Consider the following 13,977-nt stretch of genomic DNA (forward strand, 5'->3'; position numbering starts at 1 on the left):
CCGACCTATTGGTCGCCGCCACCCTTGGTGAGGATGTCGTCGGCCAGCGAGATCGCGGTGCGGCGGTCGGCTTCGCCGGCGGCTGCAAACGCTTCTTCCTGCATGCCGCGGATCCATGGCTGGTCGGCGGGTGAGGCCCGTTCGAGCGCCGCGGTCATCATCGCCAGCCCCCGCACGATCTTGCCGCTTTGGAAAAGCAGGTTGCCGAGCGTCGCCTGCGCGCCCGCATGGCCCTTTTCGGCCGCCAGCTGGAACCAGCGTCCGGCCTGCTTGACGCTGGCCTTGACGCCGCCCTCACCCTTGAGGAACATCTGGCCCATCTCGAACTGGGCGTTCGGGTTGCGGTAGTTGGCGGCGGCACGCATGTAATATTCCTGGGCCGCCACCTCGTTCTCCTCGACGGGGCTGCCGGGAATGCCCTTCCTCAGATAGTCGCCGAGCGCCACCAGCGCGTCCGAAACATAGCTTTCCTCGGGCGAACCGGGCTCGACATCCTGGTCGACGATCTCGCTGAAGAACTTGAACGCCGCGTAGTCGTCTCGCGCCACGCCATCGCCTTCGGCATACATGCGCGCAAGCTTCCAGGTGGCGCCGATCTGGCCGTTCTCGGCGGCATATTTATAGGCTTCCGCGGCCTGCTCCTTATGGCCGTTCTTGTAGGCGGAAAAGCCGAACTGGAACACCGCCCACGGGCTCGACTGCGGCTTCACGCCGGTCTTGTCGTCGAACACCTTGTCGTCGAAGGCCATGGCCTGGCCGACGGCGCCCAAGGTCGCGCCAAACGTGGCGAGCGCAACCAGTGCCGAAAGGACAGACGACCTCAACAACTCAGATGTCCGCATAGCAGTGTGTTTCTTTGGCACCGCCGGGATGGGTGACCGCGCCGTCGCGGGCAGGTCCGACCGTCTGTGCGTATTTCCAGATCGCGCCCGACTGATAGTCGGTCGTGCGCGCCTTCCATGCTTTTGCCCTCGCCGCCAGTTCGGCTTTGGACAATGCAACCTCGATCGTGCCGTTCACCGCATCGATCGAGATCAAGTCGCCATCCCTAAGCAGCCCGATCGGGCCGCCCACTGCCGCTTCCGGCCCGACATGGCCGATGCAGAAACCGCGCGTTGCGCCCGAAAAACGCCCGTCGGTGATGAGCGCCACCTTGCCGCCCATGCCCTGGCCGTAGAGAGCCGCCGTCGTCGACAGCATTTCGCGCATGCCCGGGCCGCCGCGCGGACCCTCGTAACGGATGACGAGAACCTCGCCTTCCCTATAGTTGCGGTGCGTAACGGCCTCGAAACATTCCTCTTCCGAATCGAAGCAGCGTGCCGGACCCGAGAATTTGAGCTCCGCCATACCTGCGACCTTCACGATCGCGCCTTCGGGGGCAAGGTTACCCTTCAAGCCCACGACCCCGCCGGTCTGGGTAATCGGCCTGTTGGCGGGACGGACCACATCCTGGCTGTCATTCCAGGAAACATGTTCCATATTTTCGGCCAAAGTGCGGCCGGTCACCGTCAGGCAATCGCCATGAAGATAGCCATGGTCGAGCAGCGTCTTCATCAAGAGCGGAATGCCGCCGGCCTCGAACATGTCCTTGGCGACGTATTTGCCGCCCGGCTTGAGGTCGGCGATATAGGGTGTTTTCTCGAATATCTTGGCCACGTCGAAAAGATCGAACTTTATCCCGGCCTCGTGCGCGATCGCCGGCAGATGCAGCGCCGCGTTGGTCGAGCCGCCGGTGGCCGAGACCACGGTCGCGGCATTTTCCAACGCTTTTATAGTAACGATGTCGCGCGGGCGGATGTTCCTTGCGATCAGCTCCATGATCTTTTCGCCGGAAGCGAAATTGAAGCGGTCGCGCATCTCGTAGGGTGCCGGCGCGCCGCAGGAATAGGGCAGCGCGAGGCCGATCGCCTCAGCGACGGTGGCCATGGTGTTGGCGGTGAACTGGGCGCCGCAGGAGCCGGCCGACGGACAGGCGGCTTGCTCGATCTCGAGCAGCTCGGCGTCGCCGATCGTGCCGACCGAATGCTGGCCGACCGCCTCGAACACGTCCTGCACGGTGATCTGCCGGCCACGATAGCTGCCGGGCAGTATCGAGCCGCCATAGATGAAAATCGACGGTACGTTGAGGCGCACCATGGCCATCATCATGCCGGGCAGCGACTTGTCGCAACCGGCCAATCCAACCAGCGCATCGTAGCAATGGCCGCGCATGGTGAGCTCGACCGAGTCGGCGATGACCTCGCGCGACACCAGCGACGACTTCATGCCCTGATGACCCATGGCGATGCCGTCGGTGACGGTGATGGTGCAGAATTCGCGTGGCGTGCCGTTGGCGGCCGCCACGCCCTTCTTGACCACTTGCGCCTGGCGCATCAGTGAGATGTTGCAGGGCGCGGCCTCGTTCCAGCAGCTGGCGACACCGACCAGAGGCTGCGCGATCTCGGCCGCCGACAGCCCCATAGCATAAAGGTAGGAGCGATGCGGCGCCCGCTCGGGACCAACGGTCACGTGGCGGCTCGGCAGCTTGGCCTTGGATATCCCTCTGGCGTCCATACTCGTCCTTGCCGCGGGCGGTGCGGCCTGCCTCTTCGCCTAGCCTTTTGGCGCATGTCCCGAGACAGGTTCGAGGTGCGCCGGGTTTATGGCGGGAAATGGGCAATGTTCCCGGGCGGCCGGGTGGCGCGAGGGTTGTTCAGAAACTGTTGCCAAAACGTCACAATTACAGAAGCGAACATCATGGGGACAATTGTTGCGCCGGACGAATGCCGGACGCCACGCATCCAACCAACGGCCGGGCAGTGCCCGGCCGTTTTGTCGTTTGAAATTTAATAGTTAGAACTTGATCTTGACGGAAGCCGAACCGGCGAGAAGCAGGTCGTTGCCGTAGGTATAGGTAACGGCATTTGCCACGTCGCCGACACCGCTGAAAGTCGATGACCCGCTCGTCAGTACACCGATCGAGCCGCCGAGCCTGACCTCGACCTGGTCGTTCGGCGAATAGGAGACGCCGCTGGCAACGGCCCAGGTATCCGACTGATAGCCGGAGGTCGTTGAGGTGCCGCGATCCCAGGTCAGCGAAACCACGCCCGACAATTGATCGGTGAACTTGTGCCCGATACCGCCCGTGACCGTCCAGCCGTCGCGATAAAGCAGGTCGAATGAAACGGGCGAGGGCAAACCGGTTACCGGACTGCGCACGCCATTGATGGCAATGACGCCAAGCTTGCTCCACTCCTGCCAGCGGATGGAACCAAAGGCCAGCCAGCCAGGAGCTATACCGCTCTGCAGCTTGAATTCCAGAGCCTGAGGTATCTCAGCCGACGCCGAGACTGGGTATACGCCGGTAGAGCCAGGAATCAGATCCGCTGGAAAGGCGCCCCTGAAGCCGGTCGTGTCGACGGTTCCCGACAGCCCGTCATATTTGTAGCTTGAAGAGTACATCAGGCTGGCGCGCAGGGCGATCTCGGGGATCTCATAGGCGGCGCCCGCACGCCAACCCCATGCCTCGTCGGATAGCTTGAATACGCCGAGGCCGGTATTGCCGAAGGCGAGCAGTGTCTGGCGGGACAGAAACGCGTCGACCTGCTGGTAGGAGACACCGCCGATGAATCGTATGGCGCCCTTGCCGACGTTCACCTTGTAGGAGCAGGTGAGACCGAAATCGTCTGTGTCGACGGCGTATTTGACCGCTGTCGGCGAATAGGCGTTGTTCATGCCGAAATTCGCGTCCGCACCATACGGTCTCGTATAGGTGGCAAGACAGTCTACGGGCTCAAAGATGTTGGCCTTGATGCCGACATGCGGCACCGCATAGTCGCCACCAACGTCCACCGCTGATGTCGACAAACCCGAGCCATCGAGGCGCTGCACATTCTTGAGTTTGCGCTGTGGCGAAACATAGGTGACGCCTGCGTCGAACGAATATGGCGCCGCGTCGAACAGCTGGTCGATATTAACGCCGCCCCGGTCAAAGCCCCCGGCTTGCACCGTCCCAGCCAAAGCCAGCGAAAAAGCTCCCGCGCCCAGCAGCACTTTCAGACGCGAATAACACATGAATCTCCTCCCCGAAATATCCTTGCATCAAGCTAGAACCAATTCAGGTTAACGGCGCAACAACGAATTCGCCGTGCGTACATGTACAGCTTGGCTGAACGCATTTCCGACAAGGTGTCGCCTTCTTACCGAGGTGGGAAAATGGCCGCCACAATACAGATCGACGAGAAAACTCGGGAAAAACCCCTAAATCACTGCAGAACAGGGCATTTTTGCGTGCCCAGTCAGCCATTGTTACATTATGGCAACAATGGGGCAAAAACATTCAGTTTGCCTCAAGATTTACGCTGCGGAATGCCCGTTTTCGTGGCAGGCGGCCTGTCTGGAAGGCAGATTCGTGACCGGCGAATCTATTGCGGCCAGCAGGCCCAATTTGTTTGATCAGCCGGCATCGCGCACCCGCGCCAATGCCACCGAAAGCTTCTCTTGCGCCTCGCGATATTCGGCGAGTTTTTCACGCTCGGCCTCCACCACCTCTTCCGGCGCGTTGGCGACGAATTTCTCGTTGGACAGCTTCTTGTAGAGCCGCGCTATTTCCTCGGTCACCTTCGCAAGCTCCTTGTGCAGGCGCGCTGCCTCGGCGGCAAGGTCGATCAGGCTGCCGAGAGGCAGGCAGATCGTCGCCTCGTTGACGACGATCTGGGCGGATCCCCTCGGTGGCGCCTCGGCGAGCGAGATGTCGCCGACCCGCGCCAGACGCTTGATGGCCGAGTCCTGACGCTCGAGCCTTTCGCGTGTCATTTCGTTGGCGCCGATCACCACGAGCGGTGCGATAGCCGCCGGCGGCACGTTCATCTCCGAACGCACCGAGCGGATGCCGGAGACAAGGTCGACCAGCCAGTTGATATCGGCGGCCGCCGCCTCGTCCTCGAAGTCGGGCGACGGCCATGCCGCATGACAAAGCAGCGATTGTCGTTGCCTGCCCTCGCCGGCGGTTTCGGCCCACAGTTCCTCGGTCATGAACGGCATCATCGGATGCAGCAGCTTGTAGATCTCGTCGAGTACGAAGGCGACGCAGGCCCTGCTCTCGGCCTTGGCGGCCTCGTCGGTGCCCATGAACACCGGCTTCAGCAGTTCCAGGTACCAGTCGCAGAACTGGTTCCAGACGAAGCGGTAGGCGGCACCCGCCGCCTCGTTGAAGCGGTATGAGGTGATGCCGTCCGTTATGTCGCGCGCGGCTCGCGTCAGCTCCGTCAGGATCCAGCGGTTGACCGCCAGCTTGGCGTCCTGCAGCCAGAAATCGTCGTCGCGCGCCACTTCGTTCATCTCGGCGAAGCGCGTCGCGTTCCACAGCTTGGTGCCGAAATTGCGATAACCGGCAATGCGCGCCGGATCGAGCTTAACGTCGCGCCCTTGCGCTGCCATCACAGTCAAGGTGAAGCGCAGCGCATCGGCGCCGTATTCGTCGATGAGCTCGAGCGGATCGATGACGTTGCCTTTCGACTTCGACATCTTCTGCCCGTTCTTGTCACGAACCAGCGCGTGGACATAGACCGTATGGAACGGCTCCTGGTCCATGAAATGCAGGCCCATCATCATCATGCGGGCGACCCAGAAGAAGATGATGTCGAAACCGGTCACCAGCACGTCGGTCGGGTAATAGGTCTTCAGCTCCGGCGTCTGGTCCGGCCAGCCAAGCGTCGAGAACGGCCACAGCGCCGACGAGAACCATGTATCGAGCACGTCCTCGTCGCGGGTCAGGATCTCGCCAGGCTGGAAATTCTCAAGCTTGTCCTCGACCCAGGCCTTCCACGGCCCTTCCAGCGCCAGATAGTATTCGACGGCGGCACCGAGCGCCTCTTCCTCGGTCTTTTCGACAAAGACATGCCCGTCCGGCCCGTACCAGGCCGGGATCTGGTGGCCCCACCAGAGCTGGCGCGAAATGCACCAGGGCTGGATGTTTTCCATCCAGTCGAAATAGGTCTTTTCCCAGTTTTTGGGCACGAAATTGGTACGGCTCTCGCGCACCGAGGCGATCGCCGGCTTGGCCAGTTCCGCCGCATTGACATACCATTGGTCGGTCAGAAACGGCTCGATCGGCACGCCGCCGCGGTCGCCGTGCGGCACCGTGTGGCGATGCGGCTCGACCTTCTCGAGAAAGCCGCCCGCCTCCATCAACTCGACGATCTTCTTGCGCGCGTCGAAACGGTCCAGGCCGTCGAGGCTGTCCCATACGGCCTGGCGCTCCGGCGTTACTTCCAGCCCGGCGAGAAAGTCCTCATTGTCCTTGAGGCTCACCGCCGCATTGACGGTGAGGACGTTGACCGCCGGCAGCCGGTGGCGCTTGCCGACCTCGAAATCGTTGAAGTCATGCGCCGGCGTGATCTTGACCGCACCGCTGCCTTTTTCGGGATCGGAATACTCGTCCGCGACCACCGGGATCCTGCGGCCGACGATCGGCAGGATGAGTTTCTTGCCGACAAGATGCCGGAAACGCTCGTCGTCGGGGTGGACTGCGACAGCCGTATCGCCCAGCATCGTCTCCGGCCGGGTCGTCGCAACGGTGATGAAGGTCTTCGGATTTTCCGGATCGAAGGTCATGCCTTCAACCGGATAGCGGAAGTGCCAGAGGTTGCCGTTGACTTCCTGCTGCTCGACCTCGAGATCCGAGATGGCGGTCAACAGCTTCGGGTCCCAGTTCACAAGGCGCTTGTCCTTGTAGATCAGCCCTTCCTTGTAGAGCGTCACGAACACTTCGAGCACGGCCTTCGACAGGCCCTCGTCCATGGTGAAGCGCTCCCGGCTCCAGTCGGCCGAGGCCCCGAGCCGCTTCAACTGGTTGAGGATGGCGCCTCCGGACTCGGCCTTCCACTCCCACACCTTGTCGATGAACTCATCGCGCGTCAGGTCGCGGCGGTGGATCTGCTTTTCCATAAGCTGGCGCTCGACCACCATCTGCGTGGCGATGCCGGCATGGTCCATGCCAGGTTGCCAAAGAACGTTCTTGCCGCGCATGCGCTCGAAGCGCACCAGAATGTCCTGCAGCGTGTTGTTGAGCGCATGACCCATATGCAGCGAGCCGGTGACATTCGGCGGCGGGATGACGATGGTGAAGGCTTCAGCCCCCTCCTCGGCCCCGGCACCGGCCCGAAACGCGTCGGCCTCTTCCCAGATCCTGGCAATCTTCGGCTCGACGGCTTTGGCGTCGTAGGTCTTTTCGAGCATGGGAAAACGGTCCGCGCTGTCCGGAATTTGTGGTGCGGTGTAAATCGGAAGGTTGTTGCCAAGTCAACCGCAAGGGCGGCATGGCCAATAGATAGCGCCGGGATGGTTCGGTGCAACTCGCGGGACTGAATGTTGCAAGGCAATCGCTTCAGGTTTGCGCTGCCCCTCATTGCCCTGCCGGGCATTTCTCCCCGTATAGTGACGGGGAGAAAAACGCCTGTACTGAAGCTTTCGCCAGTCACGAACGTTGCGGAAAAGGCGGCTAAATTGCGGTCAACCCCTTCTCCCCGTCACTATACGGGGAGAAGGTGCTGGCAGGCGGATGAGAGGCGGCGCCGACTTCGACAATTCGCCGGTCGAGCCGCCTATCGGCGGCGTTTCCTCCGAACTGCTATTGTGCGCCGCGCGCGACGCGCTCGATTTCCTCGCGCACCAGCCGCTCGACCAGCGTCGGCAGGTTGTTGTCCAGCCAGTCCTGCAACATGGGCCGCAGCATCTCTTCAGCCATCTCGTCGAAGGTCTTCTTGCTGCGGCTGGCAAACGCGTCGGAAAGCTCGCCGAAGGCGGCGGCAACCTGCCGGCCCGTATGCTCCGAAAGGATCGCCGGACGTGCGGGCGGCGGCTCGCTGGCCGCCCGACGCGCCAATCCGATTGTCGAAGATTCCGGGCCAAGTTTCGAAGGTTCCGGGCCGCTTTCCGAAAGCTCCGGCCCAATTTCCGAAGGCTCCGGCGCAGGTCCAGCAGTCGCCTCGTTCTCGAAAACCTCGGCTTTCGGCTCGGCGTCCGGCGTGGGTGGCTCGGCGCGCACCGGCTTGGCCATCGCGTCGCCGACCGCGGCGATCTCGCGCCGCCAATCGGCAATGATGGTGTCGGTCGTCTCGGCAGCCTTGGCCATTGCAGGCCGTTCCGGCTTTGCGGGCGGTACGGGAGCGGCGTTCACCTCAGCCAGCGTCACCGGTGCTTTTACCGGGCCGGGGCGGAGCGGCGTTTCCAGGCGCTCAATAACCGGTGCGGCCGTTGGCTGCACCTCGGCCCGCGTGGCCGGCTTGGCGATCTCCAGTCCGCCGCGCAGTTCGGAGCGGAACGCATCCGCCTCTGCTGTGCGTCCGGCTGCCGGTGCCGGTTGCAGATCCTGGCGCAGCTCGTCCGCTTCGCCCGGCTGCTTGCGGCCGGTATCGCTGTCCTCGATGATCCTTCTGATGGAAGCCAGTATCTCTTCCATGGAAGGTTCGCGCTGTACGCTGCTCGCCGTCGCCATCGTCACATCCGCCGCCCTTGTGACTCGTTCTCAGATTTCCTGTCCGGCAATGCCGGATTCGAATCATGGCAACAGCGTAACCGACGGAACGCCTTGCGAGAATCCCCAATCTGGCGACATCTCGGATTTCAACAGATTAGGGTCGGGAGTTGGAGCCCGCGCGTCGTTCGAGCGCGGGCTGAAAGCACGGCCTGGCGATCAGCGGCCGTCCGGCGTGCGCAGGCCGATCCACTTGTCCTTGACGGCGTCGTAATGCTCTTCCGGCCTGTACTTCGTCACGTTGAGAGCAAGGCGGTCTGCCGACAAATGGCCAACCGCCGAGAGGATGGCATAGCTTGCCACCACCACATCGCGTTCGGCGCTGACAAGATTGATCTTGGCGGTGATGAGGGTCGCCTGCGCGTTGAGCACGTCGAGCGTGGTGCGCTGGCCGACATTGCGCTCCTCGATGACGCCGTTCAGGGCAAGCTGTGCGGCTGCGACCACCTGCCGATTGGCCGTGACGCTTTGCTGCGCGGCGGTGTATTGCGACCATGCGGAGGTCACAGCCTGGCGCACGGTGTCGCGGCTGACATCGACCTCGATACGGGCCTGGCTAAGTGATTCCTTTGATTGGCGAACCAGTGCCGAAGTGCGGCCGCCGGAATATATCGGTATCGTCAGTGTCGCGCCGATGTTCGCCGAATTGGTTACGCCATCCTGTGTCGAGGAGAGCGAGCCCGGCGCGGTGCCGCGAATGGCACTCGAAACACCCGCCGACGCCGAGAGCTGCGGCAGCAGCGCGCCTTCGGCAGACTTCACCGAAAACGCCGCCGCGTCGACCAGATGCGCGGTGGCGAGGATGGCCGGATGCTCGGCCGATGCGATCGCGATCGCCGCATCGAGGCTCGACGGCAACAGCTTCGACACCGGCGCAGCCGGCCTGAGCTTGCCCGGCTCGTCGCCGACGACCTGGCGATAGGTCGCAGCACTTGCCAGCGCCGTGGCGCGGGCGGCACTCAACTGCGCCACCGCGGAGGCGCGCTGGGCGTCGGCTTGCGCGACGTCGGTGCGCGTACCTTCGCCGACCTCGAAGCGCGAACGCGCCGCACGCGCCTGCTCGGTCAGGAATTGCAGGTTCTGTTCGGTCAGCACGGCGACCTGACGGTCGCGGATAACGTCCATATAGGCACTTGCCGCGTTGAAGAGAGTGTTTTCTTCGGCGTTGCGCAGGCTTTCGAACGAAGCGCGGACCCGCGATTCGGCGGCCGCCACATTGTTCCTGGTCTGAAAACCGTCAAACAGCGTCTGATCGATCTCGACGCCGAAGTTGCCGGTGGTTATCGAGATGTTTCGGTGCAACCGGTTGCTGTGGCTGGCGGTATAATCAATACTTCCGGAACCGGTGATGGTCGGGCGGTAGCCGGACTTGGCAATAGCAACGCCCTCGTCGGTGACGCGGGCGCCGGCGCGCGAAGAATTAAGCGAGGAATTGTTCTGGTAGGCTTTTGACAGCGCCCCGAGAATGGTTTCGGCCGAGGCGGCCAATGGAGAAAGCGCGGTCGCCGAAACGAGGACGGCGGTAAAAAGCAACTTGCGTACAGACGGCACGTTATATTCCCTCATTCGTTTTGCACGGGAACTGCGCCACGCTGGCTTCTCCTTCTGATCAGCCGGCGCCGCGTTTTTTATCGTTCCCCCGCTGAAAGCCCCAGAAACGCCCGGTTATGCAGATCAGCAACGATTGTTCAAACGCAAGCGATCATGACAACGCCTTCGCTGCAAGGCAAAATCACTCAGAATTCGAAGGCGGGAATGCGTTCGAATCCCGGTAGTGGCTTAATTGCCGCATTAAATGCGCGTCTTCCCGTTACAACCCCCCCAGTCTTAAAAAAAAGCCGGGCTACGCCCGAATTGCCCTGCCCTTCAACGGCGACGAGTCGGCCGCCTTCGGCAAGCTGGTCGAACAGCGCCGCCGGCACCTCGCCGACGCTGCCACCGATCAAGATGACGTCGTAAGGCCCATTGGCGGCATGGCCTTGCGGCAACGGTCCCTGGACCACGGTGACATTGCCGGAACCCAGCGCAGCAAGCGTCGAAGTGGCGGTCTCGGCCAGCGCCGGATCGCTTTCCAGCGCGACGACGGACCTTGCCAGCCGCGACAGGATCGCCGCCGCATAGCCGGTGCCGCAGCCGACATCGAGTGCCGAATCGCTTGGGCCGATATCGGCCAGCTGCATCAGCTTGGCCAATGGCGACGGTTCCATCAGATAGCGCGGACCATCGGCCGTATAGGCAATGCGGATGTCCTCGTCGATATAGGCAAGGTCACGCTGGCCGGGGGCAACAAAGGCCTCGCGCGGCACGACAAGCATAGCCTCGAGCAGCGGTGCGCTGGTCACGTCGGTGGTGCGGATCTGGCCGTCGACCATCTTCACCCGGCGTTCGGCAAAATCAGCGCTCATGTTCCAACCATCCGCTTGCCGCGCAAAGGCCGCGGCTGTTTCGACCGGAACTGAAGCCCCCTGGCGCTGACGCGCGGGAGCTCGGGCATTGGAGGCCTCGCCCGGAATCGAACCGGGGTGCAAGGATTTGCAGTCCTCTGCGTAACCACTCCGCCACGAGGCCTCATTGCTCCCGGCGTTCCACCCGGCTCCAATAGGTTGCGGCGAAAATGCCGTCAAGCGGCCACCATGCATTCCCAACGGTTCTTCCTACATCGAGGCACTGCTTATAAATGCAATGCCATGCTAGCAATAACATATTAGCTTATCGTTAAGGATGATCCTCGGCGACAGGAACCCGAAACCGGCGGCCACGTTGGGCAGAAAGGAGGGTTCCGCCATGGGTCGAGCAGCTACGAAAGACGGCACACCGCGCGGATTGTCGCAGTCTGCAGAGCTTGTGCGCTATGCCATCGATCGCCTCAGCATAGAAGGCGCAAACAGCCTGCCGCCGCGCGACCGGGCGCGGCTGGCATCGGCTACCGCCGTTCTCAAGGAGCTCTGCGAACGCCTGGAAAGCTGTTTCGACCAGCCTCGGTGATGACCACGCCGCTCTCAAACAATTGCCCTGTTTCCCGCCTGTCAGCAGGGCAACCTCAATCCGGCCGGCGGCGTCGCTCCCACCAGACGACGAAGCGGCGCCGGTGACGGCGCACCAACGCGAATTCGTAGGAGAGCACCAGCAATCCGATCGGCACCATCCAGAAACCCAGGATCGGCAGGAAGCCGAGAATGCCGCCGATGATCAGCACGACGCCGATCGCAATCCGGAGGCCGCGCGAGCGCGGCATGGTGAACTGGCGGCCGAAGACCGAGATTTTCCGGGCCGGTGGCTGGTCGTCGCTCATTGCCGTCATGTGAAATATCGATCCGTTTGCTTCAGTAGCACCATCACCCGGAGAAAGCCGCAACGGCCTTTTCCGTTCCGTGACAGGCGAGAGACAGCTCATATGAGAGCGCTTGCCGGCCACTGCCAGGAAGCCTCGCGCCAAAAAGCGTCGAAAAAATGCGAAATGCTTCTTTGCAAAGCCGAAACGGGTTTGCTATAGGCTGCCCCACTCACGCAAGAGCCTCTGTTCCCCGGTAGCTCAGTGGTAGAGCAACCGGCTGTTAACCGGTTGGTCGCTGGTTCGAATCCGGCCCGGGGAGCCACTTAATCCAGAAAAGTCTTGAAACCCAAGGATTGCAAGGGTTTCCGCTTCCCCAGAGATACACCGCGAGATACACTGCGGGGTACCTTGAGCTATGAAGATCGACGTGAAGCACATCCAGAAACGTGGCCTTGCCGGCTGGCGCTATCGGCGCAAAATCCCAAAGAAACTTCAGGCCGCTGCGGGCAAGTTGGAAATCCTCGTTCCGCTCGGGGCTACCGAACACCAAGCTCTAAAGGCGTACCCCAAGGTGCATGCCCGGGCAGAGCAGCAGTTGCGCCTTTGGTCACAGCCGCACCGAGTCTCGCAAGGCGGTGGCCATGACAACGTGCCCTCCCCGACCGCGTTTGAGCAATTCAGGCGGAGCCGTTCGCAGCTCAGGGCGCTTAATCTAGATCCCGAGTGGAGCGGCCCCGAGGATGAGGATGATCCGGAGGCGCTCGCACGTGAGGTGATCGCTGAGCAGATTGCAGGGAAGTACCCCGTGGACCCTGATGGCAATCCTGTCGGCATTGCAGTGGAAGACCGCGCCCTCCTCCATGCGCTTCTGCTCAGCCAGCGCCAACAGCGGCCCGATCCAACTCTCGAAGACGCCAAGCGCCTTTATCTCAAGGAGCGTGTCGGGGACGACGAAACGAAGCAAATGGAGCTTGATCGGGTCTTCAAGCTGGTCGGCGAAGCACTTGGCAAGGACCGCAAACTGTCCAGCCTCAAGCGCGAAGACGCCAAGGAAGTCCGTGACCACATGCTCGACGGTCGCAAGGCGTCTTCTGTGGACCGCTATCTGAACGTCGTCCGCGCGGTGATAAACCATGCTGTCAGGGAGTTTGACCTGGCCGGCGTCATCAACCCATTCATGAATTTGGAAGCTGCGCCGAAGGACAAGGCCGAGCCCGATAAGGACAAGCGCCGCCCCTTCACGCAGGCCGAGGTCACAGCCATAACCGCCCGCATCGCGTACCATGCGAAGGCAGACCTTCAACACATCTGGGCAATCCTAAATGGTACCGGATGCCGCCTCGCCGAGGTCTCAGGTCTTCGTGTTGCGGACGTCCATCTTGACCACGCCATTCCGCACATCACGGTCGAGTGGCACGACGACCGACGCATTAAGAACAAGGTTTCTCGGCGAAATGTGCCGCTGATAGGTGGCGCGCTGGACGCTGCAAAGGAAGCCGTCAAAGCTGCCGGCAGCGCAACGATGCTCTTTCCGACCTACGGGCGTCCCAAAGGCGCGTCCTCAGCGTCTGCCGCCTTGGGCAAGCACGTTCGGGCTTGTGTGACCGATCCGAAGGCCACAACCCATTCGCTTCGGCATCTCATGAAGGACCGATTGAGATTGGCCGGGGTCACCAACTCGGACCAAGACATTGTGCTGGGTCACTCCTCGGGCAGCGTTGGGGAGGACTACGGGGGTGACGAGGCGCGGCTTGAGGTCGCCAGACGGGCGCTTGAGAAGGCACTTGCCTGACCCAGACGTGTTGCGTCGTGGCAACAAATCGGCCCTACCCGCAACTTTTTTCGTGTCACATGTCACAGGATTTTTCCCACATCTGTGGCATGGATTGCTGCAAGTCCCTGAAATCACTGATGCGCGCAAGGGATGTTAGATCCAGTGCGTCTACCAAATAGCTGTTTTTGCTGGTATTTTCTGCTTGCGATAGGCTGATCTCGCTGGCATCTATGCATCACCAAACGACATCGTTGTCATGACGGGACCGGGGACACTCCCCGGCGCAGGGGACCTTTGTGCCCCGTACAGCGGAACCAAAGGCCAGACCGGGGAGGAACCGGGCGGCTCCAGCATCGGGACAACCCCGAGCAAGGCGACTAATCCCGTGAAAGTCCGGGGTCTGGGGGCTTCCTA

Annotated in this window: 9 protein-coding genes and 2 tRNA genes; 2 read left to right on the top strand and 9 right to left on the bottom strand. The window is 62.0% G+C overall.

The annotated features are described in order from the left end of the window. Nucleotides 1–5 precede the first annotated feature (5 nt). From NKH80_RS12685 to NKH80_RS12725, 9 genes are all read right to left on the bottom strand, one after another. Nucleotides 6–842 (bottom strand): tetratricopeptide repeat protein, encoded by an 837-nt coding sequence (locus NKH80_RS12685; protein WP_023678939.1) that lies wholly within the window; start codon nucleotides 840–842, stop codon nucleotides 6–8. Further along, nucleotides 829–2,553: a dihydroxy-acid dehydratase gene (ilvD, locus tag NKH80_RS12690; RefSeq protein ID WP_352991804.1), complete on the bottom strand. Its 1,725-nt coding sequence runs from the start codon at nucleotides 2,551–2,553 to the stop codon at nucleotides 829–831. The genes NKH80_RS12685 and ilvD overlap by 14 nt, the downstream gene beginning before the upstream one ends. A 279-nt stretch (nucleotides 2,554–2,832) precedes the next feature. Next, the gene (locus NKH80_RS12695) at nucleotides 2,833–4,053 is read right to left on the bottom strand and encodes an OmpP1/FadL family transporter (protein WP_352470410.1); all 1,221 of its coding nucleotides are present in this window, start codon (nucleotides 4,051–4,053) and stop codon (nucleotides 2,833–2,835) included. A gap of 381 nt (nucleotides 4,054–4,434) precedes the next feature. Then, a complete protein-coding gene (locus tag NKH80_RS12700; RefSeq protein ID WP_352991806.1) occupies nucleotides 4,435–7,218 on the bottom strand; it encodes a valine--tRNA ligase in 2,784 nt (927 codons plus the stop codon). Nucleotides 7,219–7,609: 391 nt separating this feature from the next. Then, a complete protein-coding gene (locus tag NKH80_RS12705; protein ID WP_352991808.1) occupies nucleotides 7,610–8,476 on the bottom strand; it encodes a DUF2497 domain-containing protein in 867 nt (288 codons plus the stop codon). Nucleotides 8,477–8,674: 198 nt separating this feature from the next. Continuing rightward, the gene (locus tag NKH80_RS12710) at nucleotides 8,675–10,066 is read right to left on the bottom strand and encodes a TolC family outer membrane protein (protein ID WP_352505833.1); all 1,392 of its coding nucleotides are present in this window, start codon (nucleotides 10,064–10,066) and stop codon (nucleotides 8,675–8,677) included. 185 nt (nucleotides 10,067–10,251) lie between these two features. Continuing rightward, nucleotides 10,252–10,920, bottom strand: a complete 669-nt coding sequence (locus NKH80_RS12715) for a protein-L-isoaspartate O-methyltransferase family protein (protein ID WP_352505832.1) — start codon at nucleotides 10,918–10,920, stop codon at nucleotides 10,252–10,254. 89 nt (nucleotides 10,921–11,009) lie between these two features. Then, nucleotides 11,010–11,083: transfer RNA gene (locus tag NKH80_RS12720), tRNA-Cys, on the bottom strand. Between the two features lie 472 nt (nucleotides 11,084–11,555). Then, complete coding sequence (locus tag NKH80_RS12725) at nucleotides 11,556–11,816, bottom strand: hypothetical protein (RefSeq protein ID WP_254818304.1); 261 nt, start codon at nucleotides 11,814–11,816, stop codon at nucleotides 11,556–11,558. A gap of 220 nt (nucleotides 11,817–12,036) precedes the next feature. On the opposite strand from NKH80_RS12725, the gene NKH80_RS12730 reads away from it, so the two are divergent. After that, a tRNA-Asn gene (locus NKH80_RS12730) sits at nucleotides 12,037–12,111 on the top strand. A 93-nt stretch (nucleotides 12,112–12,204) separates the two neighbouring features. Continuing rightward, complete coding sequence (locus NKH80_RS12735; protein ID WP_352505830.1) at nucleotides 12,205–13,581, top strand: tyrosine-type recombinase/integrase; 1,377 nt, start codon at nucleotides 12,205–12,207, stop codon at nucleotides 13,579–13,581. Nucleotides 13,582–13,977 lie beyond the last annotated feature (396 nt).

The organism is Mesorhizobium sp. M0904 (assembly GCF_040319475.1).
Lineage (GTDB): Bacteria > Pseudomonadota > Alphaproteobacteria > Rhizobiales > Rhizobiaceae > Mesorhizobium.

What these genes read in the sequence shown, in the direction of transcription:
- NKH80_RS12685 (WP_023678939.1), bottom strand. Translation starts at nt 842, where the DNA reads ATGCGGACATCTGAGTTGTTGAGGTCGTCTGTCCTTTCGGCACTGGTT.
- ilvD (WP_352991804.1), bottom strand. Translation starts at nt 2,553, where the DNA reads ATGGACGCCAGAGGGATATCCAAGGCCAAGCTGCCGAGCCGCCACGTG.
- NKH80_RS12695 (WP_352470410.1), bottom strand. Translation starts at nt 4,053, where the DNA reads ATGTGTTATTCGCGTCTGAAAGTGCTGCTGGGCGCGGGAGCTTTTTCG.
- NKH80_RS12700 (WP_352991806.1), bottom strand. Translation starts at nt 7,218, where the DNA reads ATGCTCGAAAAGACCTACGACGCCAAAGCCGTCGAGCCGAAGATTGCC.
- NKH80_RS12705 (WP_352991808.1), bottom strand. Translation starts at nt 8,476, where the DNA reads ATGGCGACGGCGAGCAGCGTACAGCGCGAACCTTCCATGGAAGAGATA.
- NKH80_RS12715 (WP_352505832.1), bottom strand. Translation starts at nt 10,920, where the DNA reads ATGAGCGCTGATTTTGCCGAACGCCGGGTGAAGATGGTCGACGGCCAG.
- NKH80_RS12725 (WP_254818304.1), bottom strand. Translation starts at nt 11,816, where the DNA reads ATGACGGCAATGAGCGACGACCAGCCACCGGCCCGGAAAATCTCGGTC.
- NKH80_RS12735 (WP_352505830.1), top strand. Translation starts at nt 12,205, where the DNA reads ATGAAGATCGACGTGAAGCACATCCAGAAACGTGGCCTTGCCGGCTGG.